The sequence below is a fragment of the Phyllobacterium myrsinacearum genome (assembly GCF_002980555.1).
Taxonomy (GTDB): Bacteria; Pseudomonadota; Alphaproteobacteria; order Rhizobiales; family Rhizobiaceae; genus Phyllobacterium; species Phyllobacterium myrsinacearum.
In genome coordinates this window covers 127596-150376 of sequence record NZ_PVBT01000006.1, presented here as the reverse complement: position 1 = coordinate 150376, position 22781 = coordinate 127596, and the positions used below count along the sequence as shown (strand labels likewise).

Annotated in this window: 30 protein-coding genes and 1 riboswitch; of the genes, 15 read left to right on the top strand and 15 right to left on the bottom strand. The window is 56.2% G+C overall.

The features are described from left to right. The first annotated feature begins 179 nt into the window (after window positions 1-179). Entirely contained in the window at window positions 180-986 is an 807-nt protein-coding gene (locus C5750_RS19140) for an aminoglycoside 6-adenylyltransferase (RefSeq protein WP_158531321.1), read from the top strand. A 34-nt stretch (window positions 987-1020) separates the two neighbouring features. On the opposite strand, the gene crcB is transcribed toward C5750_RS19140, so the two are convergent. Continuing rightward, complete coding sequence (gene crcB, locus C5750_RS19135) at window positions 1021-1416, bottom strand: fluoride efflux transporter CrcB (RefSeq protein ID WP_105735702.1); 396 nt, start codon at window positions 1414-1416, stop codon at window positions 1021-1023. A 26-nt stretch (window positions 1417-1442) separates the two neighbouring features. Beyond that, window positions 1443-1505, bottom strand: a riboswitch (Fluoride riboswitch). A 307-nt stretch (window positions 1506-1812) separates the two neighbouring features. Between crcB and C5750_RS19130 the strand changes: the two genes are divergently transcribed. Together C5750_RS19130 and C5750_RS19125 are read left to right on the top strand one after the other, a co-directional pair. Next, the gene (locus C5750_RS19130; protein WP_105735700.1) at window positions 1813-2544 is read left to right on the top strand and encodes a class I SAM-dependent methyltransferase; all 732 of its coding nucleotides are present in this window, start codon (window positions 1813-1815) and stop codon (window positions 2542-2544) included. Between the two features lie 114 nt (window positions 2545-2658). After that, on the top strand, window positions 2659-4446 hold the full coding sequence (locus C5750_RS19125) for an HAD-IIIC family phosphatase (RefSeq protein ID WP_105735698.1): 1788 nt from the start codon (window positions 2659-2661) through the stop codon (window positions 4444-4446). Here C5750_RS19125 and C5750_RS19120 read toward each other — a convergent pair. Beyond that, on the bottom strand, window positions 4443-4898 hold the full coding sequence (locus tag C5750_RS19120) for a pyridoxamine 5'-phosphate oxidase family protein (protein WP_158531322.1): 456 nt from the start codon (window positions 4896-4898) through the stop codon (window positions 4443-4445). The two genes, C5750_RS19125 and C5750_RS19120, sit on opposite strands and share 4 nt — an antisense overlap. Before the next feature lie 348 nt (window positions 4899-5246). On the opposite strand from C5750_RS19120, the gene C5750_RS19115 reads away from it, so the two are divergent. Further along, window positions 5247-5915 carry a class I SAM-dependent methyltransferase gene (locus C5750_RS19115; protein ID WP_158531323.1) on the top strand — a complete coding sequence of 223 codons (669 nt, stop codon included), beginning with the start codon at window positions 5247-5249 and terminating at the stop codon, window positions 5913-5915. Here C5750_RS19115 and C5750_RS19110 read toward each other — a convergent pair. Further along, window positions 5884-6108: a hypothetical protein gene (locus C5750_RS19110; RefSeq protein ID WP_130502123.1), complete on the bottom strand. Its 225-nt coding sequence runs from the start codon at window positions 6106-6108 to the stop codon at window positions 5884-5886. The genes C5750_RS19115 and C5750_RS19110 overlap by 32 nt on opposite strands. Before the next feature lie 374 nt (window positions 6109-6482). Here C5750_RS19110 and C5750_RS19105 point away from each other — a divergent pair, with 374 nt between their 5' ends. Beyond that, a complete protein-coding gene (locus C5750_RS19105; protein ID WP_105735690.1) occupies window positions 6483-6794 on the top strand; it encodes a PepSY domain-containing protein in 312 nt (103 codons plus the stop codon). Window positions 6795-6938: 144 nt separating this feature from the next. On the opposite strand, the gene C5750_RS19100 is transcribed toward C5750_RS19105, so the two are convergent. Both C5750_RS19100 and C5750_RS19095 read right to left on the bottom strand, forming a co-directional pair. Beyond that, complete coding sequence (locus tag C5750_RS19100) at window positions 6939-8090, bottom strand: acyltransferase family protein (RefSeq protein ID WP_105735688.1); 1152 nt, start codon at window positions 8088-8090, stop codon at window positions 6939-6941. A 120-nt stretch (window positions 8091-8210) separates the two neighbouring features. Continuing rightward, on the bottom strand, window positions 8211-8429 hold the full coding sequence (locus C5750_RS19095; protein ID WP_105735686.1) for a hypothetical protein: 219 nt from the start codon (window positions 8427-8429) through the stop codon (window positions 8211-8213). Window positions 8430-8535: 106 nt separating this feature from the next. Here C5750_RS19095 and C5750_RS19090 point away from each other — a divergent pair, with 106 nt between their 5' ends. Continuing rightward, window positions 8536-8847: a DUF982 domain-containing protein gene (locus C5750_RS19090; protein WP_158531324.1), complete on the top strand. Its 312-nt coding sequence runs from the start codon at window positions 8536-8538 to the stop codon at window positions 8845-8847. A 49-nt stretch (window positions 8848-8896) separates the two neighbouring features. On the opposite strand, the gene C5750_RS26940 is transcribed toward C5750_RS19090, so the two are convergent. The 6 genes from C5750_RS26940 to C5750_RS19070 all read right to left on the bottom strand — a co-directional run bounded on the left by C5750_RS26940 (window position 8897) and on the right by C5750_RS19070 (window position 11906). After that, window positions 8897-9025: a hypothetical protein gene (locus C5750_RS26940; protein ID WP_264319180.1), complete on the bottom strand. Its 129-nt coding sequence runs from the start codon at window positions 9023-9025 to the stop codon at window positions 8897-8899. A 534-nt stretch (window positions 9026-9559) separates the two neighbouring features. Beyond that, a complete protein-coding gene (locus tag C5750_RS19085) occupies window positions 9560-9751 on the bottom strand; it encodes a hypothetical protein (RefSeq protein WP_105735682.1) in 192 nt (63 codons plus the stop codon). A 475-nt stretch (window positions 9752-10226) separates the two neighbouring features. Then, complete coding sequence (locus C5750_RS26935) at window positions 10227-10361, bottom strand: hypothetical protein (RefSeq protein WP_280952419.1); 135 nt, start codon at window positions 10359-10361, stop codon at window positions 10227-10229. 218 nt (window positions 10362-10579) lie between these two features. Next, entirely contained in the window at window positions 10580-10948 is a 369-nt protein-coding gene (locus C5750_RS19080) for a hypothetical protein (RefSeq protein WP_105735680.1), read from the bottom strand. A gap of 73 nt (window positions 10949-11021) precedes the next feature. Then, window positions 11022-11495 carry a hypothetical protein gene (locus C5750_RS19075; protein ID WP_245421168.1) on the bottom strand — a complete coding sequence of 158 codons (474 nt, stop codon included), beginning with the start codon at window positions 11493-11495 and terminating at the stop codon, window positions 11022-11024. 225 nt (window positions 11496-11720) lie between these two features. Beyond that, window positions 11721-11906: a Flp family type IVb pilin gene (locus tag C5750_RS19070; protein WP_105735675.1), complete on the bottom strand. Its 186-nt coding sequence runs from the start codon at window positions 11904-11906 to the stop codon at window positions 11721-11723. Between the two features lie 839 nt (window positions 11907-12745). Between C5750_RS19070 and C5750_RS19065 the strand changes: the two genes are divergently transcribed. Then, window positions 12746-13411, top strand: coding sequence for a hypothetical protein (locus tag C5750_RS19065; RefSeq protein WP_245421167.1), 666 nt, complete (start codon window positions 12746-12748; stop codon window positions 13409-13411). A 74-nt stretch (window positions 13412-13485) separates the two neighbouring features. On the opposite strand, the gene C5750_RS19060 is transcribed toward C5750_RS19065, so the two are convergent. Continuing rightward, window positions 13486-13815: a hypothetical protein gene (locus C5750_RS19060; protein ID WP_105735672.1), complete on the bottom strand. Its 330-nt coding sequence runs from the start codon at window positions 13813-13815 to the stop codon at window positions 13486-13488. 379 nt (window positions 13816-14194) lie between these two features. Here C5750_RS19060 and C5750_RS19055 point away from each other — a divergent pair, with 379 nt between their 5' ends. Continuing rightward, the gene (locus C5750_RS19055; protein WP_245421166.1) at window positions 14195-14545 is read left to right on the top strand and encodes a BRA0787 family protein; all 351 of its coding nucleotides are present in this window, start codon (window positions 14195-14197) and stop codon (window positions 14543-14545) included. 82 nt (window positions 14546-14627) lie between these two features. Here the strand turns inward: C5750_RS19055 and copM are convergent, their stop codons facing one another. The 3 genes from copM to C5750_RS19040 form a co-directional block, all read right to left on the bottom strand. Beyond that, window positions 14628-15008, bottom strand: a complete 381-nt coding sequence (copM, locus tag C5750_RS19050; RefSeq protein WP_105735670.1) for a CopM family metallochaperone — start codon at window positions 15006-15008, stop codon at window positions 14628-14630. Between the two features lie 61 nt (window positions 15009-15069). Further along, on the bottom strand, window positions 15070-15423 hold the full coding sequence (locus tag C5750_RS19045) for a hypothetical protein (protein ID WP_105735669.1): 354 nt from the start codon (window positions 15421-15423) through the stop codon (window positions 15070-15072). Window positions 15424-15478: 55 nt separating this feature from the next. Next, window positions 15479-16657 (bottom strand): cystathionine beta-lyase, encoded by a 1179-nt coding sequence (locus tag C5750_RS19040; protein ID WP_105735667.1) that lies wholly within the window; start codon window positions 16655-16657, stop codon window positions 15479-15481. Window positions 16658-16790: 133 nt separating this feature from the next. Between C5750_RS19040 and C5750_RS19035 the strand changes: the two genes are divergently transcribed. From C5750_RS19035 to C5750_RS19005, 7 genes are all read left to right on the top strand, one after another. After that, entirely contained in the window at window positions 16791-17588 is a 798-nt protein-coding gene (locus C5750_RS19035; RefSeq protein WP_158531325.1) for a phosphatase PAP2 family protein, read from the top strand. Between the two features lie 232 nt (window positions 17589-17820). Further along, window positions 17821-18849 carry an amino acid ABC transporter substrate-binding protein gene (locus C5750_RS19030; RefSeq protein WP_105735663.1) on the top strand — a complete coding sequence of 343 codons (1029 nt, stop codon included), beginning with the start codon at window positions 17821-17823 and terminating at the stop codon, window positions 18847-18849. Window positions 18850-18956: 107 nt separating this feature from the next. Beyond that, window positions 18957-20150 carry an amino acid ABC transporter permease gene (locus tag C5750_RS19025; RefSeq protein WP_105735661.1) on the top strand — a complete coding sequence of 398 codons (1194 nt, stop codon included), beginning with the start codon at window positions 18957-18959 and terminating at the stop codon, window positions 20148-20150. Window positions 20151-20152: 2 nt separating this feature from the next. Continuing rightward, window positions 20153-21310: an amino acid ABC transporter permease gene (locus C5750_RS19020; RefSeq protein ID WP_105735659.1), complete on the top strand. Its 1158-nt coding sequence runs from the start codon at window positions 20153-20155 to the stop codon at window positions 21308-21310. Window positions 21311-21321: 11 nt separating this feature from the next. Further along, window positions 21322-22125: an amino acid ABC transporter ATP-binding protein gene (locus tag C5750_RS19015; protein ID WP_105735657.1), complete on the top strand. Its 804-nt coding sequence runs from the start codon at window positions 21322-21324 to the stop codon at window positions 22123-22125. Window positions 22126-22304: 179 nt separating this feature from the next. Next, window positions 22305-22604 carry a hypothetical protein gene (locus C5750_RS19010; RefSeq protein ID WP_105735655.1) on the top strand — a complete coding sequence of 100 codons (300 nt, stop codon included), beginning with the start codon at window positions 22305-22307 and terminating at the stop codon, window positions 22602-22604. Continuing rightward, window positions 22601-22780 carry a hypothetical protein gene (locus C5750_RS19005; protein WP_105735653.1) on the top strand — a complete coding sequence of 60 codons (180 nt, stop codon included), beginning with the start codon at window positions 22601-22603 and terminating at the stop codon, window positions 22778-22780. The genes C5750_RS19010 and C5750_RS19005 overlap by 4 nt, the downstream gene beginning before the upstream one ends. The last annotated feature ends 1 nt before the right edge of the window (window position 22781 follow it).

Below are 22781 nucleotides of genomic sequence, written 5' to 3'. Positions count from 1 at the left end.
GCCCTGCGCGACCGGCGCAGGCCGCCATCGCTTCGCCAGGGAGAAAGCAAGATCAGGCTGCTGAAACCTATCATACCGGGCGCTGCAGGTCGATAAAGGGGCCGCAACGGAGGCGCCAGCCCTTCCACGGGCGGCGATGGCGGCTTACTATCCTGCCATGGAGGCCGGAGAACACCCCCGTGTGGCAAGAGCAATTTATCGAGAAGATCAGGAACGTCTTTGAACCCAATGAAAGGGTGATCGCGCTGTTTCTGGCGGGCAGCTTCGGAAAGGGGCAGGCCGATGCCTACACCGATGTCGACCTGCTGGCGATCGTTGCGCGTGATGATCAGGCTGAGTTCAGCGCCGGGTGGCGGCACCAGCTCGAAACCATCGCGCCGGTTGTCTTCTGGAACGAATTGGGCAAGGAGGAGCGCGTCTTCAATGCCATCACCGACCAATGGCAGCGGGTCGATCTGGCCGTAGCCGATGCGGAATCGCTGAAGAAGCGCAGCAGGGACGCGCTCAAGCCCCTGATCGACAGGCAGGGCCTGTATGATGCTTTACCGGCCACGGTTCCCTGGACTGGACCCAACAAGGGATATGTCGCCTATCTCATCAATGAGTTTTTCCGCGTGTTCGGCCTCCTGGCTGTCGCGAGCGGCCGCAGGGAGTATCTCCTTAGCATGGCCGGCGTCGAGTTGCTTAGAATGATGCTCTTCAATCTCCTGAGCGAGGAGGTCGAACGGTCGGACAAGGGCGGTATGCTGGCGTGGAGCCGCAGGCTTTCCCCCGAGCAACTGGGCCTGCTCGCCAGCATTCCGCCGCTGGAGCCGACGCCCCAGTCCCTGATCGACGCTCACCTTGCCTGCGCGAAAGCCTTTCTGCCACGGGCTCGAAAAATGGCGGAGAGATGGAATATCGAATGGCCGCAGGCGTTTGAGGAAGCGACATGGAACAATCTTGAGCGCGAAGTGGGACTCATAAAACCGGACGGCCTATCCTGACGGCCCGTGGCTTTCCGGCCGCCGCAAACCGCTGCTAGGGTGTTGTCCCGCGAAATACGGACAAGCCGATGAATGCTGCCAGGATGGAGCCGGCGACGGAAATGATCACATAGGCGGCGGATGCAATTCCGTTATCGCGTTGCCATAGGGTTGCCGTATCAAGCGCGAAGGCCGAAAATGTCGTAAAGCCGCCAATAATGCCGGTTGTAATCAGCAATCGGACCGATTGGGATTCCGTCCCGCCGCCACGAAAAGCAAACCAACCCGCGCACAATCCCATCAGAAAGCAGCCGACGAGGTTCACAAAGAGGGTGCCGCCGGGCCAGTCTGGGCCCAGCAGACGCAACGAGACCTGATTGGCACCCAGGCGCAAGGCCGAGCCTATGCCGCCGCCGACGAAGACCAAAATGTAAAGAGAAATCGATTCCATACCCACTCCTTCCGGCCGGATGCCGGTTAAAAGCAGGAGTCATCAGCCATCATGGCGGTTATTGGGAGAACCCCATTCCCAGTACGTTACGAATACAGAAAGCGTTGACATTCGGCAAGCGCGTGTTTCGGAAACGGTCCTTGCTGCGGCTTTCCTGTCGCAGGCTGTTCACATCAAGCCCAGGCCATAGGCGAACCCTGATTTGCAGTAATATCAAGTGCAGGGCAATGCAGATATAATTCAAAATACGACAGATTTATACAAATAACGAACAGATTAACTAAGAAATATCGTCGCAAAGAATTTATTGCGTAGATTAACGTGTCGCATATTGATGAAGTTACTGAATTCATACAGAGTGACTGTAGTTCAGATTTACTCTGTTTGGAGGTGGCTATGGATAATCACGGTGGCTCTGGACTATTTCCGAGCGCAGAGGCTGAAGCGATATTCTATCACCAGGTAAAATTGTCCCATGACAAGATATTCGGGACAGTGGGCGGCCCCTACAACATCGATTCCGTTGCTTACTTCGCGACTGCAATCGAGTGTTTTTATTATGTGCAGCAGCACATGCGCAACCGGCCCCGGTTCGCGAGCCGGGAAGAGCTTCTGAAATTCGCCCTGGATCAAATAGAGGTGGATGGCCTGGTGCTTGAATTCGGTGTGTATTCCGGGCACACCATCAACATAACGGCCGAAAAACTGCACAATAAAGTCATCTATGGATTTGATTCCTTCAAGGGCCTTCCGGAAGATTGGACGCCTGGCATCAAGGCCGGAACCTTCGCGCGGGAAGACCTTCCAGCCGTCCGTGAAAATGTTCAGCTCGTCGTTGGCTGGTTTGACCAAAGTTTACGGCCATTCCTTGCAAGCCATCCAGGCAAGGCTTCCTTCATTCATGTGGATTGTGATCTGTATTCATCGACAAAAACAATTCTGACTGAGCTTCGCGACAGGATCGTTCCGGGGACCGTCATCTTGTTTGATGATTATTTCAATTACCCCGACTGGAAGCGTCACGAGCATCTGGCATTGCAGGAGTTTGCTGCACAAAACGACGTCAAATACGAGTATATCGGGCTGGTTCCTGCGTTCGAACAGGCTGCCATCAGGATACTTGGATAGGCGTTTACTCTAACCGCCAATGCCGCGCTTTTCGTCCTTTGCCTTCGCGATGTGTCTTGCGGCGATTTGAAGGCACCGCATAGTTTGATCTTCGATTGTTTGGAGGTGCTCTGAATGCTTGAAACCACGGCTTCTGTGCGTAATCAAAAGATCGCCTACAAATTCAGAACCCCCGATACACTGGAAGTAACACCCGTACCGGTTAAACGAATCCTCGTTGTCGGATCGTGCATGGCGGCGGGTCTATTCCACTACGCCCATGTCATCTTCAAGGGCGCGGAAGTCGATCATGTCCTGTACAATTACCCCGGTGATCTGACAGAACCGCCGCATCCAATCGAAGAATATGCCTTCCAGCTCATACATTTGCCCTTGCGGACGATTGTGCCGGAAAACATGCTGTCGGATATTCCGCATACCAGCGAAGAGCCGTTCAGGGAAAAATTGTGGGAATGCGAGCAGCGTCTGATCCAGACATTTACCGGCGCGCTGGCATTCACAAAAGACACCAGGCTCACGACCTTCGTGTCCGAATATTTTACGCCGCAGCAGAATCACATGGGGCGGCTTCTGCCGCGTTATGACCTGCGCAACCCCACCTATTTCGTCGAGCAGTTGAACCGCAAACTGCACGAACTGGCAAGGGAACATGGGGCTCACATGGTCCAGACCGATGCGATCGCGCAGACATTCGGCCGCAAGTTCATTCAGGAGGATCTCGTCTGGAACTGGTCGCATGCCGGTTATGCCAATGACTGGGATTCCATTCACGACACAACCCGCATTGTCCAGCCCGCGAAACTGACCAGCCTTTACCCGTTTAACATAGAGGATTTCATCTTCGGCTTTTGGAGCGAGATCCATGCAATGTACCGGACGCTCACGCAGCAGGACAGCGTCAAGCTGGTGATCCTCGATCTGGACGACACGCTGTGGCGCGGCGTTATCGCTGAAGAAGGCATACACAATCGCTTTGTCCTGGAAGGGTGGCCGCTCGGCCTGATCGAAGCCCTGAAATTTTTGAAGCAGCGCGGCATCATCCTGGCCATCGTCAGCAAGAATGACGAAGCGAAAATTCTCGATCTGTGGCCTCAATTGCTCAAGCACCGGCTGGATATCGACGATTTCGCGGTCCGGAAAATAAACTGGAAGCCAAAGGCGGAAAACATCCAGGATATTCTCAACGAAACCAATCTCCTGTCGAAGAACGTTCTTTTCATCGATGACAATCCGGTGGAGCGGGAGAGCGTGCAAGCCGCATTTCCGGCCATCCGTGTCCTTGGCGAGGAGTTGTATTCGATCCGCAGCACGCTGCTTTGGGCGCCGGAAACGCAGGTTGCGTATGTCACGCAGGAGTCCAGCCGGCGCACCGAGATGATACAGGCGCAGGTGCAGCGCGAGACGGCAAAGGCCGATATGACCCGGGAGGAGTTCCTGGCTTCGCTTGATGTTTCCGTCGGCATCCGGTCGATCAACACCGTGGACGACGAACGCTTTCCGCGAGCGCTGGAACTGATCAACAAGTCAAATCAGTTCAACACCACGGGCAAGCGCTGGACCGTCAACGAATGCCTGCAGGCCTTCCTGTCGGGCGCCACGTTCGAGATCTTCGAAGTCGGTGACAAATACACCGATTACGGTCTGGTCGGAATTGCCATTGTGAGAAACCAGGTCATCCTCCAATTCGTGATGAGCTGCCGCGTGGTTGGCCTTGGCGTTGAGCAGGCTGTTATCGCAGGGCTTGCCAAAATCCATCCTCAGTTGAAGGGCGTGTACACGGAAACCGAAGCAAACGGCTTGTGCCGCGATCTCTACCAGAAATGCGGGTTTGAATTTGACGATGGGATATGGGCGCTCGGCGAAAACACGGTCCCAGTCCCGCCGCACGTCAAATTCATCTAGCTGGCGGTTTTGACAGCCTTGTGCCCGCTTGTTTCAAGGATCGAAATCCGGAAGAAAATGGGTTCAAGCGGCCGCTCTGAATCGCGAATGACGGTCTTTGCATAACCGGGCTGCCACCATTCGGCGGATGCACTCAGAAGATGGTGCGCGGTCGCGCGGGCGTCGACATGGGATGGATCGTTCGACAGTTCTTCGTAGAGCCCGTTGACGAGCACGCTTTGCCAGCGATTGGTCGCGTCGATCTCATCAAACGCAACGCAGACACGCGGGTTGTCCCGCATCCATTCGACCTTTCGGCCAAGCGTCGTGAACGAATAGAGAAAGACGGAGTGATAGGCGAACCTGAGCGGGACGATATAGGGGTGATCATCGCGCGAACAGGCCAGGCGGCCAATGCTCGCGCGGCTGAGCAAGGCATTGATTTCGGCCTTCGTCATCTCATTAATGATCATCGAGGATGCTCCTGAATTTCTTGAACCTGCGGCGCGTTGCATTTTCTCACGGGTGTGTCGCTGCCGTGAAACCGGGGGTACAACACGCCCCAATTATTGGCGGCGCTTTGTCCCTTGTCAAACCGCTGAATGGCTTCGGCCTGCTGCAGGAAGGACAGTTCGATCGACCACGCAAGACCGGCAAGATGACAAGAATTTCGACATGACAATTCCGTCGTTCGTCAGAATTTCAGGCTGTTTTTCGCTTTATGGAACTACAGAAAAATAAGCTTGACGGATACCCTAGTAATTGTTGATGTCTGCTATGCGCAACTCTGCGATAAACGCTACACGTAAAGAAAGATGACCATGAACCTTTACACGTACTTCATTAACAATACTGGTCGACAGATAATAAAATGCGCTCACTATTTCCCAATCTATGAGCGATATTTTTCACGCTACGTGAACCGGCCTGTCACGTTTCTGGAAATAGGAACGGGGCAGGGCGGTTCGGCGCAAATGTGGAAATACTACTTTGGTCCCATGGCCCGTATCGTGACAATTGATATTCGGCCGGAATGCAAGGCTTTCGAAGAGGAACAAATCCATGTGAGGATTGGCAGCCAGAGCGACACGCAGTTTCTGCAGAGCGTGCTTGATGAGTTCGGCGCTCCCGATGTGGTCCTGGATGACGGCAGCCATCATCATGACGATATCAATGTTTCCTTCGACTATCTTCATCCGCGGATGGCCCGTGACGGCATCTATCTGGCGGAAGACTTGAACGGCGGCTACTGGCCGCAACTGGGTGGAGGTCTGCGCTCGCCGAACAATTTCATCAATCGTTGCAAGGGATTTGTCGATGAGATGCATGCCGCGGCAACATTGTATGGCGACGAGGTTGTTGCGGAAACGGACATCACGCGCACGACGTCTGCAATTCATTTTCATGACTCGGTTGTTGTCCTGGAGAAGACCCCATACCTCAACCATACGATGATGATCATTCCGCCAGACGACCCCGGCCGCGCCTGAACAGCATCACGCCGAGATCGACCTGAACCACCTGGCCGCCCTCCGGCGGGCCGGTGTGATCCGGCTGCGGGACCGCAGCCGGTCGCTCGGAGCTGCCGCCGGCATGTTGTTCCAGCCGCGCGGCCAATGCTGGGTGCAGACCTTCACCCCGCCGGGCGGCCATCGCATGCAAAGCATTCAAGAGAGACAACATTGAACCCACACTCCCTGCGGTGTGGGTTCAATCTATGCCTGGGCCGGGATGTCCAGCCACCCGATTCATGCCGGAGGGTTCAGGCGGTGCTTCCCCTTGGCGCAAACAGGATGATCCCCGCAGCGACAAGCGCAAGGATGCCGCGACGGCCTTGATCCGGCGATCAGCGGGTTGCAGACAGTCGGCTCTTTATCCGGGAAGGATCGAAAATCGATCGCTTCGTAACACGCGTTTTCTGAAAGTTATCGGGACTGCTGTTTCCCGGCGCGTTCAGCCACACTATAGCCCTAAACAAATCATTAACCCTGCTTCGGGGGCGTCGGCAAAAGCATATGTGGTGTATGGTTTTGGTGGGTCGTGTTAAGGAGAGAGTCATGTTCAAAGTTTTGGCAATGGCAGGTGTAGCGGCTCTGACGTTGTTGGCTTCAGCGCCGTCATTTGCGCAATCAATCGAAATAGGTCCCGGCGGTGTCCGCCTTGTCGATCCGCAATTTGAGCGGCCTTACCGCAGCGTCAGCATCAGTGAGCGGACGGCGGTGCGGATTGCCCGTTCCGAAGGCGTGCGCGAGGTCGACGATATCAGGCGGACGCGGTCGCGCATCATCGTCGAGGGAACCGATTATCAGGGAGACGACATCAGCGTCTCCATCGATCGCCGCACCGGGGAAGTGATTTCAGTCGACTGATCCCGGCTTGCAGCAGCATTTCGCCCCGCTATCCCCAGGGGATGGCGGGGTGCCTGCGTCTTGATGTCGGGTGGGAGGGGAAGGCCGTGCTGGCCCATACCTCGCTCCGGCCCCTCGGCTGGGTTTTCGGCGGCGCCGTGGCAATTATCCAGGCCGCTGCCCGTATAGGCTGCGCAACCCCGCATTGAGCGGGGCCGAATAGAACCGGGCAATCAGGTCGCCGGTTATCCCCGACAAGACAAGGCCGGCCAGAAAAAACATCAGGGCTGGCACTGTATCGCTGCCCGCTGCCGGGGCGAGGGACGCCAGCGGCGTGATGACAAGCATGTGGCTGAGATAGACTTCGTAACTGTTGCGCCCGAACCAGCGGATGGGGGCGGTGACGGCCAAGGCACAGGCACCGAAGGCCAGACGGCGATCCTGCAGGGCAATGAGCATCAGGCAAACCGCCAGCGCCAGCGCCGTGACATTGAGGCCGAGCGCCGTTAGTCCCAATTCGCTGGTCTGCCGCCGGAAAACGAAGATGAGTGCAAACAGCAGCACGCCCGCGGCAAGGCAGGCGCCGCGCAGAGCGGGCCGGTCCCTCACACGCTGGGAAACAAGCGCGGCGATGCAGCCGAGGGCAATGGCATCGACACCCGAAAGATAGGATTTATCCGCCCACAGATCGTTGTCCGTAAGAACCGTTCGCGCGAGTGGTCCCAGCACCACGAAGACGCAAAGCATCGCGACGAGGCGGCCCGGCGTGCGCGCTATCAGACAGAGCAGGGGAAACACGAAATAGAACATTTCCTCCACCGCCAGCGACCACAGGATATCCCAGGAGCCCGGCAAATATCCTGTCGCTGCCTCCAGCCAATTGACGTGAAATGACAGCGCGGCGAGCAGCGCCCGGTAGAGCGGCACCGTTGTGACGACGAAACCATCCGCCGCCAGCAGGTGCAACAGGCAGAGGACGGCCAGCAGCGCGATGAGGCACGGCCAGATCCGGGTCAGCCGCAGCACATAGAAATCCACAGGATTGATGGTGTCGAGGCGCCCCCACCGCCGCAACGAGGTGGTTGTAATCAGGAAACCAGAAATGGCGAAAAAAATGACGACGCCGTAATAGCCGCTGCGCAACACTGCGTTGAAGATTTCCGGCGGCAGCCGGGCGCCAAGCGGCGTCGTTTCGAACGGCATGCGCAGTTGAAGGTGAAAGAGGATGACCCAGACAACCGACAGCCCCCGCAACAGGTCAATCCCGTCACTGTGCGGTTGGCGGCCAGGCAGGCTGGAATCGCGAAGATGTGTCATCCTGCTCTGATCGGCCGCAAAGATTGCAGCACTATTGCATGGTATCGATGCGCAACGCCCAATCGGCTGGTCTTTCGGTCTCCGGCGCCGCGCATGAGCACATTAAGCGGGGCTTTGATGTCAGAGAATGCGCCTGACCTCCACCCAGCCATTCATGTCGTTGATCTTGAGTTTTCCGATGTTTCCGGCCGTATCGAGCAGAACTTCCGGCATGAACTGGTGCAGATACTCGTCATCGGCGCTGGTCTGCTCCCATACCTGGCCGTTGGTGAGTTCGAATTTCACCCCGCGCCCATAACCATCGGTCGAGCCTTTGATCGTCTCCTTGTCATATTCCATGGGCAGCCCTCTCATTCGGAAAGGCCCAGTGTCGGGCAAGCGGGAGAATTCGTCAATCAAGGGCAGTGGAACCACTTTCGTTCTCATGCATTGGAGGCTTATGGAAATGCTGTCTTTCACGCATGTGACCATCAAGTCGCCCCGCACCGGCCGCGTCATCGTCGTGCGCAACGTGCGCGACGCGCTCAGCATGCTGACGCAGTACTGGTCGCGACGCCGGGGGGAAAAACATGGCATTGCCTGCGAAGCATGCCGCCGCGCGCTTGATGAAAAATCATCCGCGGAAGATGCGCGCGCCGCATTCCTCGCCGCAGCGCGCGAAGCGGGTATCGATGTCAGCGAGCGAACCGGCTCGCAACTGGGCACCACACTTGCCGCGTCGACCGATCAGCCGGGAAAACCCGCAAATACGATCTAGGTCTGGTCGCAGGACCGGTTGTATCAATGGTTGAAGTGACAGGGGGCCGTCAGGCCATGGAAGAACAAATCTGACTAATCAGCACGGCGATCGCCAGGGCAAAGCCAAACACAAGCAAATGGCACCACGCGGGCGTGGTATAGTGCAAGTGCTGTTCGTCCTCATCATCTTCATACATTCGAATGTTCCCCTAATTCGTCTGCAGGTGCCTATTCCATCAACATGAAAGTTAAATGTCAAAGCGTGTGCATGAAAATAATTCAGAAAATGCACCGAAAATGACCTGATGGGCACAGAAGTGTTGCGGAATCGACGCACAGAAATGTGCTGCAGCGCAACAATATCCGGTTGAAACAGCGTTTACTAAACCTAGGGTTGTTATGCGAAGGCGCGACCGAGCATCCAGACAGCGGCCAGGATAATGAGCATGATGATCGCGAGCCGCCAGGAACCTGCGAATACGCTGGGTTGTTTGTTGTCGTCAGACATCGGGGATTCCAGAGCGATTACAATTTTACGGAAATGAATACAACTATTGCGCGAATATGCAACGAGAACTTCTGTAATTATGGAAGGCTAAATGTTGCCTATGGCGCCGGCGCGAAAGCGTCGAAGCGTTGCATCATGAACAGATCCGATGGAAGGCCGCACATGAATGGCACCGGTCTTCGGCTTGGGAGCCGCGACCGGTGCAGTGCCAGCTGTCAAAATCCTATTTGGCCAGCGTCCTCACCTTGAGCTTGCGAACGATATGGCGCGATCTCAGTTTCTTGATCAGCCTGTCTTCGAGCTTGACGCTGCGGGCGATAAGCTCATCCCAGTTCGTCGTCGCCGCGGCCTTGACGGGTTTGACTTTCTTGGTCTTTTTGACTGGCTTTGGGTTCTCGGGGCGATGTGTCGCCATTTCGGTCTCGTGATTTGAATGGCCCGGGTTACGGTAGTCTTCCAAAAAGTACAGAGTAAGCACTCAGATGGCCCTTTCCAAACGTCCCCTGCCAACACAACTGCAGGTATGTGTCAGCAAATTGGACGAAGGGGTGGAGCACAAGACGATATGCGCCAGAAAAGGCCGGTCAGCGACAACCTTTGGTACTTTTGTCGTAATTCTCCAGTTGTGTCGCGCTGTGCGGTTCCACGCGGGCATGAATGTGACAAAATCACGTGAAATCCGATAGATAAGTCGTTTCGCGAAGCCGGGTATTGTTGCCGGTGAACCGCAATTCTGCCACGGTTTGCCGCGATCAGGCCTGCGGTCCGGACACGCCGGTTCCCTGGAAACCGGAGCGCGACCCCATGCTGTTTTCCACTTGTCTGCCCCTTCGCCGCGAGGCCGATTGAACGGTCTGGGGCAGGCCGGAACAAAGGCCGGCTGGACTGGGTCATCGTCCGAATTTGCGGCCGAGAATCAGCACAATGGGAATGATGATCAGGAAGACGGCGAGATAACCCCATATGGATGTCATATAGGGCGCATAATCGTCCTTCTCCCTGCTTTCGTCGTCCTCCTCCTCCATTGCTTTCTCCCGCATGGGCTTGGCCAGGCAGAGGTCAACGGATTTTGAACCTGCAAATCGCGGTGAGGCCAAGTCACGTTGGACCAGCGTGGCAATTCGAGAACAATTTCAAAACACGATCATAACACCGACCTGGCGGTACCGGGAGGTGTAATATTCTAGTCCATCCGATTGAGCGGACCGGATGGAGGGCGGCGCGGAAGGCGATTGGCCCCGTCTCAATCGGCTTCGACGGCAACGTCGATGGAGTCCTCATAGATATCGACATGGATCAGCGGTGTGCCGTTGACGATGGCCCGCCGCGCTGCAGGCGTGAACTTGCCCCGGTTCAGCATGCTTTCCAGGCGGGCGCGGTTGTCCTTGCTGCGGAAGAAGCTGTCCGCTTCATCGTCCGGATCGCGGTTGCCATAGACATAGAAATTCGCCCGGTCCTGGCGAATGATGGCCGCCGCGCTGTCCAGTCTCTGGCCGGTCGAGTTGAAATGGTCGGCGGAACTGAGCCTGGCCGTGTAGCTGTCAATGGGCTGGGCAAGGCCTGTCGCCTGCATGGCCAGCAAGAACACGGCGGAAAGATAGATCGGCTTCATGAATACCCCCTGGCGAAAACTGCAAACGGTGTAGTGCGATGACCCGGCGCTGTCGAGCGGCGGGACGGGTTTTTCACCGCATGGCGGGATGAAACCGCCGCAGGCAGGCAAAACCCGCCGCGATGAACAGGAGCAGGACGACCCCTTGCGCAATTGCAAATGGCGGTTCCGAACCGGTGGGTGCCAAGGCATTCAGTGCCGGTATCTTCTGGAATGACTGGGCGACAAGCACGAAAACATTGAGGTAGAGCGCAATCAGCGCCGTGATCACATAGATCCACCGCCACGCACCGGCGAGGCGGAGGGGATAACGGGCGGCGGCCGCGATGATGAGAATGATGATCGAGAGGATGCCGACGCCGATGGCGGGCGTAAAACCCTGATAGGGGAAGCCGAACCCGGTCAGGCTCGTCGCGGCGGTGGTCACCAGAAAGATCAGGGTCCACCCGTCCTTTCTATCGGATGCGAGCAGCCCGGCGAGAACGATCAGCCCCGATATGATCCCGATCAGGCTGATGAGAACGTGAATGAACGTAAAGGAAGTCATGCCAAAGATCATGATATGGTCCCCTCCAGGATTTGTTCGAAATCACTCTGAAACAAACTGGAGAGAAGTAACAACGTTTAGGAAGATAAGTAAATCTCTCTCGTTGTTTCACAAATATGAGTATAAAATTCTTCTTTTATGCCTATCGGCCATTTCAAATGAAAAGAACCAGATCGTGAGATCTGGTTCCAATGCAAGCTCTGCCCGAATTGAGCAGGCTGGATATTATGGCTTCGGTGCTACGGCGGTGCTCAGCTTGGTGCCGATTGTCGTGAATGTGGTGCCGAGCGTGCTGCCGAGGCTGCCAACGCCGGCAACGATGGCGACGGAGATGAGGGCAGCAATCAGGCCGTATTCGATCGCTGTTGCGCCGGACTCATCCTTGAGAAAACGTGTGAAAAGAGTTGTCATGTTCTGTATCCCTGTTGAAGCGTTGCTGTTGACGCGGTTTCGTTGAACCGTCGTGAACTTAGGCTTCCAACAATTTCGGCTGACTTAAAGAAACTGGTTAGCAAAGTATCACCGGGTTTCTTGCTTAATCATCGCTTACACCGTCCCGAAAATTTTAAGTAAAATGAAAGTCATGGCCGCAGACTTGCTTTTCCGGCATTGCGCTGTGGATCGCATGGGGCGTGCGCACAGCCGGTCAGGCAGGAGTGCTGCCCATTTGGACGGCCTATCCCGGACCAGACTTGTGCTCGCGCGATCAGGCGCAATCATCCCGTTACATCTGCGAATAGATTCATCAAGTAAGTATTCGCTCAAATTGTAATTAATGTTGCGATATTCAAATGTTACTCTGTGTTTCTTTCAAGAAGAAAAGGAGTATTTTACAATAATGGAGGAAAATATATTCAAAAGTGAAACTAAGTTTGGTTTTCACACGTATTGCATTCTATCGGTTCCAAAGTTTTTTGGAATTCATGGCGGAGGTCAGAGTAAAATTATAAACTGAACAGAAATACAGACGCGAAATAATAGTATTATCATGTATCACAATGTTGTGGTGTGTGTAATGCTTTGTTTGTTTTAATAATAAAAGATCACTTATAATTTAAACCATGAATTTTATTGATTTATATGAGTAAATAGCGCATATATCGGTGTTCTAAGATGTTTTTGCTTGGAAATAATAATAAAATGACTGGGAGGTTGTAATGAACAGGTTCGAGAAAAAGACGCGTTGCATTGTAGCTGGCTCTTTCATACTTGCAGTACTGTCGACGCCAGCGCTTGCCGGAGGTTTGTCAGTGGGCGGTGTTTCGGTCGGCGGATCGCAGAATGGCGGGCTGGGCGTGGGCGCCGGCGCCAATGTCGGCGGCATAAAGGCGGGTGCGGATGCATCGGTTGGCGGCTCCAAGGGCATTGCAGCGGGAGCAGGCGCGTCGATTGGCGGTTCCAGCGGAATCAATGCGGGCGCGGGCGCCAGTGTCAACAATGGCGTTAGCGCCGGTCTCGGCGCCAATGTCGGTGGAACCGGTGGTGTGACGGCCGGAGCCGGCGCAAATATCGGATCAAGGGGTATCGGCGCAGGGGTCGGGGCCAATGTCGGCGGCGCAAACGGCGTGAGTGCCGGTGTTGGCGCGACTGTCGGCGGGACCGGTGGGATCGGCGCCGGGGCGGGTGTCGGTATTGGCGGTGGCACCAATCCGGGTGGCGCCAATCCGGGAGGGGGTACCAATCCCGGCGGTGTCAGTCCGGGCGGAATCACCACGGGCGGCGGTATCCTTGGCGGCGGCACCAAGCCGGGCAGCCTCAATCCCGGTGTAAACAACAAGGCGATCGCTGCCAGACTGGCGCAGCTCACGGCTCAGGACCGGATGAAGCTGAAAATCCGCTGTGTTGAAATTTCATCCAACGCGATGAGCTATGACAGCTCGCTGGTTGCCTTGTGCAAGCTGCTGCGCGGCTCATGAGAACAGGCGCATGATACAAGAATGGCCCCGGAAGGGGCCATTTCTTTGCCGGGACAGCGCGCGTCTGCGGGCAATCAGCCCGTGCATTTGCGCCGTGCGATGGAGCGGGTCATGGAATCGACCTGTCCTTGCAGGGCGCCGGCCTTCTTCTGGTTGGCGGTGCGATAATCCGGCAGGATGGGGCCAAAGCCTGTGATCACGCTCGGCTCGCGGTAGCCCGCGCCATTGGTCAACTGGCTGATCTGGCTCATCGCTGCGTTCTTTTGCGCAATCAGCGCGGGGCACTCGACCGTGTCATAATGCAGGGATGAAATTTTTTCGCGATCAAGCTGTCCCTGTATATTGCCGCAGCCGGCCAGCAGCACGGCCACAATAATCAGCGGAAGGTGTTTCGTCGTCGTCATGTGCCAATTTCCTCGATCACGAATAGCGGGACATGAATGGGCCAATGCCGCGGTTTTGGCAAGATGGCTGCGTGAATCAGTTCACCGGCCAAGGCGGCGGCGCGCCGCTTTTCCCGGCTGCGGGCAGGTGGCGGACCGGGGCAGGGCAAGCCCAGTTGAATTGGTAGGTAAATTCATTTTTATCAATAAGTTGCATAGCTTTTCATAATAAAGATATCAGCATTGATGTTTAAAACTGTAGTGAAATCTCGATTTAATCAGAAATCTCTAGCCAATCGGTCTTGTATCGAAGTTTTGTCTTGCTGATCACGCCCGCTCGCCCTTATGATTCTGCTTCCGGGAGCCCCCGGCATTGCAACGCAAGAGTGAGGAGACAGGAATGCCTGGTTTGCTGCACCCACTTCATGAGGGCCACGCGCCCGTCATATTGCATAGTGCCTTTCAAGACGCCCTTGATGCTTTGGAGGATTGGGAACTCGGGCACGATGAACCTCAGATTGAGGTCAATGACAGGCAGGTTCTGATCAGCGCCGTGTTCCGGCGTCTTTGGACCTGCACCGACATTCTTCCATCGCGGACACTGGATGTCGTGGAAGATTTGCTGCCATTGCGTTCGGCAGAGTTCAAGGCTGGCACGTCGACCTATGCCGATGCTGCCCATAGCCTGTGGGAACTGAGTCTGCAGAAACGCGCTGCATCCTACGAGATGCAGCATCACAACGCCTCCTGAGAGTTCCTGGATGGTTTTGAATTACCCGCCGCTTTGACCCGGCGGGTAATTTGTTTCTGGGAGCGTCTATGGCTGGCGCGGCTTAGCCGCCATGTTTGGCCAGCCAGGCTTTCATCTGTTTGATTTCGCCTTCCTGCGCGGCGATGATATCGGTCGCAAGCTTGCGGATTTCTTCATCCTTGCCGTATTTCAGCTCCACCTTGGCCATGTCGATTGCCCCCTGATGGTGGGCAATCATGCCGCGGACGAAATCCTTGTCGGCATCGCCTGAGAACTTGATGGACATGTCCTTGTGCATCTTGGTGTTGGCTTCGGTGAACGCCTTGGATGATGGGCCCTGATCGCCGGTTGGCTGCATCGCCATGGCGTCATGCTTCATCATCTTGTGCTCCTGCGCCAGGGCAGGTGCGGTGAAGGCAAGGGCGCAGGCGAGGGCTGCGGCAGAGAAATAGCTGGTTTTCATTGAATTGATCTTTCCTCAGGTCAGACAGACAAGCACAGGCTATGACCTGTTCACCCGTGCGTTATGAAGGATAGGAAGCAATCAATAGCGGTTTGGGTGGTGGCGACAGCGGCGCGCTGGCCTGGGCAATGAGGGGCAGTTGCGTGCCGTGCGGCACCAGCATCCGGGCTGAAGCAGTCGTCACGGCGGCAATGCCAATGGCTGGTATGGCGATACAGGCGGAACAAAGCGCTGGATGGGGCATCTTTGCCGTGCACTGTTCCTGGCTGGTGGCGCAGGCATGGGCGTGACCGGCCATCGGACCCGCCGATTGTACCGCCATTTCGCTGGCCAGCCGCACGGGCGCCGCCAACACGGGCACCCAGCCGGCAGAAAACGCCGTGAGAAATGTCAGAAGAATGGCAAGCCTGCTCATGGCGTTGTCATAGCAAGAACCATCGGCAAGGCGAAATCACCTTCTGTTTATTGCGTTATTGCGCATGTCTTGCCGCGGCAAGCGCCTTTTCCAGATCGGCGATGAGGTCCTTGGTATCCTCAAGGCCAATCTGCAGGCGGATGAGCGGGCCCTTGTAATGCTTGCCCGTCAGCACCCGGTCGGACAGGTTGACCTGAAGCGCGAGGCTCGCATAGCCGCCCCATGAATAGCCGAGCGCAAAAATATCGAGGGCGTTGAGGAAGGCCCGTGCGTGTTTTGTCTCGCCTTCGATGACAATCGAGAACACACCGGCGGCGCCGCTGAAATCCCGCTTCCACAGGGCATGCCCGGCATGGCTTTCAAGCGCCGGATGCAGGACCTCGATCACGCCGGGCTGCTTTTCCAGCCAGCGCGCTATTTCAAGTGCATTCTCGCCGTGGCGTTCCAGGCGCAGTGCCATGGTGCGCAAGCCGCGCAGGACATCATAGGCATCATCGCCGCCGACACACAGGCCGATGGCCGTGTAGTTGTCCTCAAGCTGCCGGAAGCATTTTTCATTGGCGGAAATCGTGCCCATGAGAATGTCGGAATGGCCGGATGGATATTTCGTTGCCGCGTGGATGGAGATATCGACGCCGAAATCCAGCGGCTTCAGGTAGAGTGGCGTTGCCCAGGTGTTGTCCATCATGACGATGGCGCCTGCCGCGTGCGCCTTCTCGACGATCGCCGGAATATCCTGAATTTCGAACGTGTTGGAGCCGGGGGATTCGGTAAAGACGACGGATGTGTTGGGGCGGATGAGCTTCTCGATGCCCGCGCCAACCAGCGGATCGTAATATTCGACCTCGATGCCGAGCCGCTTGAGCGTCGTATTGCAGAAATAGCGGGTATTGCCGTAGACGCTGTCCACCATCAGCAGGTGATCGCCCGGTGACAGGAAGGCCAAGAGGGGAATGGTTACCGCGGCGAGGCCCGACGGCACGAGGAGCGTGCCGAACGAGCCTTCCAGTTCGTCAATGGCCTGGCACAGCGCGTCGGTCGTGGGGGTTCCATGCGTGCCATAGCCGTATTTCTGCTTGTGGCTCGCCATGGTTTCCGCATCGGGGAACAGGACTGTCGAGGCATGGACAATGGGCGGATTGACGAAACCATGATAATCCCTGGGATCATAGCCACCATGGGCAAGGCGCGTGTTGATCCCGAATTTTGCCATTTTGTCCGACTCTTTGCCCATGGAATATCCTCCGCCCTGCGATGCCAACAATTGTAACTGCTGGGAGAAGTCGATAAAGCCACGGCGTTCCCGTTGCAACAGGCGAGCACGGCGGCGAAAAAGAATAAACCCGCTTGGGTCAATGGGAGAAACAATGACTGCAGCCAGCAATCCGCAATCCCCGTCAGGCCTGAAACGCGCGCACCGCTCGATCGTCAACTTCCTGCGGCGCATGCGGGCACCAGCCTATCCGAACAGCCCGGCGGCATGGACAGGCGGCATGTCGATGGCGGCGGTCCTGATCTTCTTCGTTATTCTGCTGCTGCACCCCTTCGACGATGCGCTGTCGCGCAACCTGTCCTCGCATCAGGGGCCGCTGAGCTCGCTGCGGCTGCTGACGGATGTCGGTTTGTCGCAATGGTATCTGATCCCGGCCTTTTTCATTGCGGTTTGCCTGATCGGCATTGACTGGCGCAAGCTGCCCCATGCCAAACGCGTGCGTCTCGGCCTGATCTATGCCCAGGCGACATTTGCGTTCTGGGCGGTGGCCCTCTCGGGCATTCTGACCAATATCGCCAAATTCTGCATCGGGCGTGCCCGGCCAAAATTCATCGATACCCTTGGTGCCAATGGTTTTTCGCCGTTTCAGGCGGGGTATGATTTTGCCAGTTTTCCCTCGGGACACTCAACCACGATGGGTGCAGTTGGCGCCGTTCTCGCCCTCTGGTTTCCGCGCTGGCGGGTGCCGATTATCCTGGCAACCATGTTCATTGCCTTTACGCGCATCGTTGCCAGGGCGCATTATCCGACGGATGTGGTCGCGGGCTACAGCGTGGGCTTCCTCTTTACCCTCGCGCTTGCCAGATTTCTGGCCGGGCGCCGGGCGGCCTTTCTGTTCGATGGCACACGATTCTTCCCGGTTTTGCGGTTTCGCGCGCAGTTCTGGCGCTGAATTGGGTTTTTGACCAAGAAATAATCGAAAACTCCATTCAGAAGCAGCCATTCGGCCGTTTCTGCAAAAATATTGAGCAAAGATTATCCCTTGACCAAACACGTAGAATGCCCTTCGATACAGGGGTGAATGGGAGACATGCTGGACCCTTGAAAGGGTGTGGGGGAACCCGCCGGCGTGTAAAATTTCTCTCTTGGGAACCACGGGCAACAATTAAAAGGGTTTAGTCGTTATGAAAAATTTTGTTTTGAAGAGCGTTCTGGGGGTATCGGCGCTGCTCTTGCTGGCTTCTGCGGCCTCCGCCGGCACGCTGGAGGACGTCAAGAAAAAAGGCTTTCTGCAATGCGGCGTCAACACCGGTCTGGCCGGGTTTGCTGCGCCGAACGACAAGGGCGAATGGTCCGGTTTTGACGTTGACTATTGCCGCGCTGTCGCTGCCGCCATTTTCGGCGATGCAACCAAGGTAAAATTCACGCCGCTTTCCGCCAAGGACCGCCTGCCAGCGCTGCAGTCCGGCGAAATCGACGTTCTGATTCGTAACACCACCTGGACACTCAGCCGTGACTCGCAGGGCTTTGATTTCACCGGCGTCAATTATTACGACGGCCAGGGTTTCATGATCAACGCCAAGAAGCTGTCGGGCATCAATTCCGCCTTGCAGCTGTCGGGCGCTTCGGTCTGCGTTCAGGCCGGCACCACGACAGAGCTCAATCTGGCCGACTATTTCAAGGCCAACAAGATGGAATACAACCCCGTCGTCTTCGAGAAGCTTGAAGAAGTCAACGCCGCCTATGATGCCGGACGTTGCGACGTATACACCACGGACCAGTCCGGCCTTTACGCCATTCGTCTGACCCTCTCGGCACCGGATGACCACGTCGTTCTGCCGGAAATCATCTCCAAGGAGCCGCTCGGCCCCGTTGTCCGCCAGGGCGACAGCCAGTGGGCGCATGTCATCCGCTGGGTGCATTACGCCCTGCTGACGGCCGAAGAGCTTGGCATCACCAAGGCCAACGTCCAGGAACTGACCAAGAGCGACAGCCCGGAAATCAAGCGCGTGCTTGGCCAGGAAGCCAACACCAAGCTTGGCGTCGATCTCGGCCTGACCAATGACTGGGTTGTCAATATCGTCAAGGCGGTGGGCAATTACGGCGAAGTGTTCGAATCCAATATCGGTTCCGGCAGCAAGCTGAAGATTGCGCGCGGCATCAATGCTCAGTGGAGCAAGGGCGGCCTGCAATACGCAATGCCGATCCGCTGATATTTTAAAATCATGATCTGATATCCGGGAAGGGGGCTCGTCCTCCTTTCCGGGGGAACAATTAAAAAAAATAATAAAAATAAACGATTAAAAGAAATGAGGGGTCAATGGCATCGCAGGATATTACGCCTGCCGGTACAGGTAGCGCCAAAGTATCACTTCTGAACGATCCGAGAATTCGCGGTTATATCTATCAGCTCGTCGTTCTGATTGTACTGGTTTCCCTGGGGTACTGGTTTGTCAACAATACAATTGCCAATTTGCAGCGCGCCAACCTGGCAACGGGTTTCGGTTTTCTCGACGGCCGCTCCGGCTTCGATATCAGCTCGCATCCGTTCACCGACTATTCGAGTGACTCGACCTATATAAAGGCGCTCTATGTCGGCATTTTGAACACGATGCTGGTTGCCGTGGTCGGCATCATCACGGCCACCATCATCGGTTTCATCATCGGCGTCGGGCGGCTTTCGCACAATTGGCTCATCCGCAAGCTGTGCACCGTCTATGTCGAGGTGTTCCGCAACATCCCGCCGCTGCTGGTTATTTTCTTCTGGTATTCCGGCGTTCTGGCGGTTCTGCCCCAGGCGCGCCAGAGCATAGCGCTGCCGTTCAGTTTCCTGAACAATCGCGGCTTCTATTTTGCCGTACCGGTTTTCGGTCAGGGCGCCTGGCTCGCCGGCGTGGCTTTCGTGCTTGCCGTCATCGGTGCCTTTCTGGTCCGCCGCTGGGCCTATAAACGGCAGATGGCAACAGGCCAGCGCTTTCCGGTGTTGTGGACCTCGCTGGCGTTGATCATCGGCCTGCCTTTCCTGGCATTCGCCCTCAAGGGCTTTCCGGTCACCGTCAATTATCCGGAACTCGGCGGTTTCAACATCAAGGGCGGTGCCCTGGTCGGACCGGAGTTCATGTCGCTCTATCTGGCGCTGTCCTTCTACACCGCGTCCTTCATCGCCGAGATCGTCCGTGCCGGCATTCGCGGCGTGGGAAAGGGACAGAGCGAGGCTTCGCACGCGCTCGGGCTGCGCGCGGGTACAACGACGCGGCTTGTCGTGGTGCCGCAGGCCCTGCGCATCATCATTCCGCCGCTGACCAGCCAGTATCTCAACCTGACAAAAAACTCGTCGCTCGCGGTCGCGGTTGGCTATCCTGATCTGTTCGCCGTTGGCGGAACCATCCTCAACCAGACCGGCCGTTCCATTGAAGTGGTGGCGATCTTCATCGTGATCTATCTCAGCCTGAGTGTGCTCACATCGCTGTTCATGAACTGGTTCAACGCCAAAATGGCATTGGTGGAGCGCTGATCATGGCCGACAACAATCTGAGTTTCGTACGGACCGAAATGCTGCAAGGCCAGACGCCGCCCTTGGGCGAGCGCGGGATCGTGCGCTGGATACGCCTCAATCTGATGGCAACGCCCATTGACGCAATCCTGACAGTGTTTGCGATTTTCCTTCTCGCCTGGTTCGTGCCGCCGATGATCAACTGGCTGTTCGTCCAGGCCTCCTGGTCGGGGGCGGATCGCGCGGTCTGCGCCACGGTGTCCCAGGGCGGCACCCAGCCGGAAGGCTGGTCGGGTGCCTGCTGGGCCTATGTGAACGCCAATTTCAACCAGTTCATGTATGGCCGCTATCCCCAGGAGCAGCACTGGCGCGTCAACATTGTCGGCATCATGTTTGTCGTCCTGCTGATTCCGCTGCTGATACCGAGGATTCCCTTCAAGTCAGCCAATGCGATCGTGTTCTTCTTTGTCTTCCCGATCGTTGCATTCTTCCTGCTGGTTGGCGGCTGGTTCGGCCTTCCCTATATCGAAACGGCGACATGGGGCGGCCTGCTCGTCACGCTGGTTCTGTCCTTTGTCGGTATTTCCGTCTCCTTGCCGCTCGGTATCGTCCTGGCCCTGGGACGGCGTTCGAAAATGCCCATCATCAAGATGCTGTGCGTCGTTTTCATCGAAATGGTGCGAGGCATCCCGCTGGTGACCGTGCTGTTCATGGCCAGTTACATGCTGCCATTGTTCCTGCCGCCGGGCGTGACGTTCGACAAGTTCCTGCGCGCGCTGATCGGCGTGGCACTGTTCGCATCGGCCTATATGGCGGAAGTGGTGCGCGGCGGCCTGCAGGCAATTCCGAAGGGACAGTACGAAGGCGCTGACTCGCTGGGATTGAGCTATTGGCAGAAAACCGGCCTGATCATCCTGCCGCAGGCGCTGAAGATGGTGATCCCCGGGATCGTCAACACCTTCATCGGCCTGTTCAAGGACACATCGCTGGTGTCCATCATCAGCATGTTCGATCTGCTTGGAACCGTGCGCCAGCACTTCAACGATGCCAACTGGGCATCCCCGCAAACCCCCATATCCGGCCTGATTTTTGCCGGGTTCGTCTTTTGGATTTTCTGTTTCGGCATGTCGCGTTATTCCATCTTCATGGAGCGCAGGCTGGACACAGGACATAAACGCTAAGGAGCATACGCATGACCACTGAAAACGTTGTCGATCCATCCGAAATTCACGTCGACCGCTCGCTCATGCAGGTCTCCAAGACCGACGTGGCCGTCGAAATTACCAACATGAACAAATGGTATGGCGATTTCCACGTCCTCAAGGACATCAACCTCAAGGTGATGCGCGGCGAGCGCATCGTCATTGCCGGACCTTCCGGATCGGGTAAGTCGACGATGATCCGCTGCATCAACCGCCTCGAGGAGCACCAGAGCGGCCGGATTCTTGTCGACGGCATCGAACTGACCAACGATCTGAAAAAGATCGATGAAGTGCGGCGCGAAGTGGGCATGGTGTTCCAGCACTTCAACCTGTTTCCACACCTGACGATTCTGGAAAATTGCACGCTCGCCCCGATCTGGGTGCGCAAGATGCCGAAGAAGAAGGCGGACGAGATCGCCATGCATTATCTCGAACGCGTCAAGATTCCCGAGCAGGCCAACAAATATCCCGGCCAGCTGTCCGGCGGCCAGCAGCAGCGCGTGGCCATTGCCCGGTCGCTGTGCATGAACCCGCGCATCATGCTGTTCGACGAGCCGACCTCGGCGCTCGATCCGGAAATGATCAAGGAAGTGCTCGACACCATGGTGCAGCTTGCCGAAGAGGGCATGACCATGGTGTGCGTCACCCACGAGATGGGCTTTGCCCGCCAGGTGGCGAACCGCGTCATCTTCATGGATCAGGGCCAGATCGTCGAGCAGAACGAACCGGCGGCCTTCTTCGACAATCCGCAGCATGAGCGCACAAAACTGTTCCTCAGCCAGATCCTGCATTGAGCCGTCTGCGCATCATCTGAAAACGCATCGCAGCGGCCTTTTTGGCCGCTGTTTTGTTAGGCGTGACTGGAATTGGCGGCGAAAGCCTTGTCTGGCCGCTGAGATGTACAATAATTTATAACAGGACATATTCTTTTTAATTTCTGGATTTTTAGAATATTTTTTAGTCGGAGTTTTTTATGACCGAGAACTTTCAAGGGCTGACAAGCGCGCAGATAGACGCGGCAGAGTTGCTGCGTAAGAACCGCAACAATGAAGTGTTGAAATATACCGTTGCCGCATATGACCGTCTCTCGACAGCCATCTTTATCACTGGGTTTCTTGGACCGATTTTTGGCTCAGTTCTGAATCCAGCCCTTTTGAGCAACTACGCCGGGATAGGCAAGGCATTGATCGTTTGTGGATTGTTGCAGGCTTTGATGATATCCTGCGGCCTGCATCTTTATGGAAAAAACAAACTGAGAGATGGCTGGCAATGACGATTGATGCAAACATGCTCATTTATGCAATCTTCATGATCAATCTCATTGGAGTGGGTGGATTTTTTGCTGCCCGGTATGAGTTTAGTCAGCTTGAAAAAGAAACCGAGCGTTCCAGGAAGCAAATCGCATTGGCGAGGGAGCATTTGCGCGAGCGCGGACTGCCCGCGGAATAAC

Coding starts and splice junctions, on each gene's coding strand:
- C5750_RS19110 (WP_130502123.1), bottom strand. CDS start 6,108: ATGTTGTCTCTCTTGAATGCTTTGCATGCGATGGCCGCCCGGCGGGGT.
- C5750_RS19115 (WP_158531323.1), top strand. CDS start 5,247: ATGAACCTTTACACGTACTTCATTAACAATACTGGTCGACAGATAATA.
- C5750_RS19060 (WP_105735672.1), bottom strand. CDS start 13,815: ATGACGACGACGAAACACCTTCCGCTGATTATTGTGGCCGTGCTGCTG.
- C5750_RS19040 (WP_105735667.1), bottom strand. CDS start 16,657: ATGGGCAAAGAGTCGGACAAAATGGCAAAATTCGGGATCAACACGCGC.
- C5750_RS19125 (WP_105735698.1), top strand. CDS start 2,659: ATGCTTGAAACCACGGCTTCTGTGCGTAATCAAAAGATCGCCTACAAA.
- crcB (WP_105735702.1), bottom strand. CDS start 1,416: ATGGAATCGATTTCTCTTTACATTTTGGTCTTCGTCGGCGGCGGCATA.
- C5750_RS19030 (WP_105735663.1), top strand. CDS start 17,821: ATGAAAAATTTTGTTTTGAAGAGCGTTCTGGGGGTATCGGCGCTGCTC.
- C5750_RS19105 (WP_105735690.1), top strand. CDS start 6,483: ATGTTCAAAGTTTTGGCAATGGCAGGTGTAGCGGCTCTGACGTTGTTG.
- copM (WP_105735670.1), bottom strand. CDS start 15,008: ATGAAAACCAGCTATTTCTCTGCCGCAGCCCTCGCCTGCGCCCTTGCC.
- C5750_RS19090 (WP_158531324.1), top strand. CDS start 8,536: ATGCTGTCTTTCACGCATGTGACCATCAAGTCGCCCCGCACCGGCCGC.
- C5750_RS26935 (WP_280952419.1), bottom strand. CDS start 10,361: ATGGAGGAGGAGGACGACGAAAGCAGGGAGAAGGACGATTATGCGCCC.
- C5750_RS19005 (WP_105735653.1), top strand. CDS start 22,601: ATGACGATTGATGCAAACATGCTCATTTATGCAATCTTCATGATCAAT.
- C5750_RS19010 (WP_105735655.1), top strand. CDS start 22,305: ATGACCGAGAACTTTCAAGGGCTGACAAGCGCGCAGATAGACGCGGCA.
- C5750_RS19095 (WP_105735686.1), bottom strand. CDS start 8,429: ATGGAATATGACAAGGAGACGATCAAAGGCTCGACCGATGGTTATGGG.
- C5750_RS19020 (WP_105735659.1), top strand. CDS start 20,153: ATGGCCGACAACAATCTGAGTTTCGTACGGACCGAAATGCTGCAAGGC.
- C5750_RS19055 (WP_245421166.1), top strand. CDS start 14,195: ATGCCTGGTTTGCTGCACCCACTTCATGAGGGCCACGCGCCCGTCATA.
- C5750_RS19075 (WP_245421168.1), bottom strand. CDS start 11,495: ATGACTTCCTTTACGTTCATTCACGTTCTCATCAGCCTGATCGGGATC.
- C5750_RS19015 (WP_105735657.1), top strand. CDS start 21,322: ATGACCACTGAAAACGTTGTCGATCCATCCGAAATTCACGTCGACCGC.
- C5750_RS19045 (WP_105735669.1), bottom strand. CDS start 15,423: ATGAGCAGGCTTGCCATTCTTCTGACATTTCTCACGGCGTTTTCTGCC.
- C5750_RS19080 (WP_105735680.1), bottom strand. CDS start 10,948: ATGAAGCCGATCTATCTTTCCGCCGTGTTCTTGCTGGCCATGCAGGCG.
- C5750_RS19035 (WP_158531325.1), top strand. CDS start 16,791: ATGACTGCAGCCAGCAATCCGCAATCCCCGTCAGGCCTGAAACGCGCG.
- C5750_RS19070 (WP_105735675.1), bottom strand. CDS start 11,906: ATGACAACTCTTTTCACACGTTTTCTCAAGGATGAGTCCGGCGCAACA.
- C5750_RS19120 (WP_158531322.1), bottom strand. CDS start 4,898: ATGATCATTAATGAGATGACGAAGGCCGAAATCAATGCCTTGCTCAGC.
- C5750_RS19025 (WP_105735661.1), top strand. CDS start 18,957: ATGGCATCGCAGGATATTACGCCTGCCGGTACAGGTAGCGCCAAAGTA.
- C5750_RS19085 (WP_105735682.1), bottom strand. CDS start 9,751: ATGGCGACACATCGCCCCGAGAACCCAAAGCCAGTCAAAAAGACCAAG.
- C5750_RS26940 (WP_264319180.1), bottom strand. CDS start 9,025: ATGTATGAAGATGATGAGGACGAACAGCACTTGCACTATACCACGCCC.
- C5750_RS19100 (WP_105735688.1), bottom strand. CDS start 8,090: ATGACACATCTTCGCGATTCCAGCCTGCCTGGCCGCCAACCGCACAGT.
- C5750_RS19130 (WP_105735700.1), top strand. CDS start 1,813: ATGGATAATCACGGTGGCTCTGGACTATTTCCGAGCGCAGAGGCTGAA.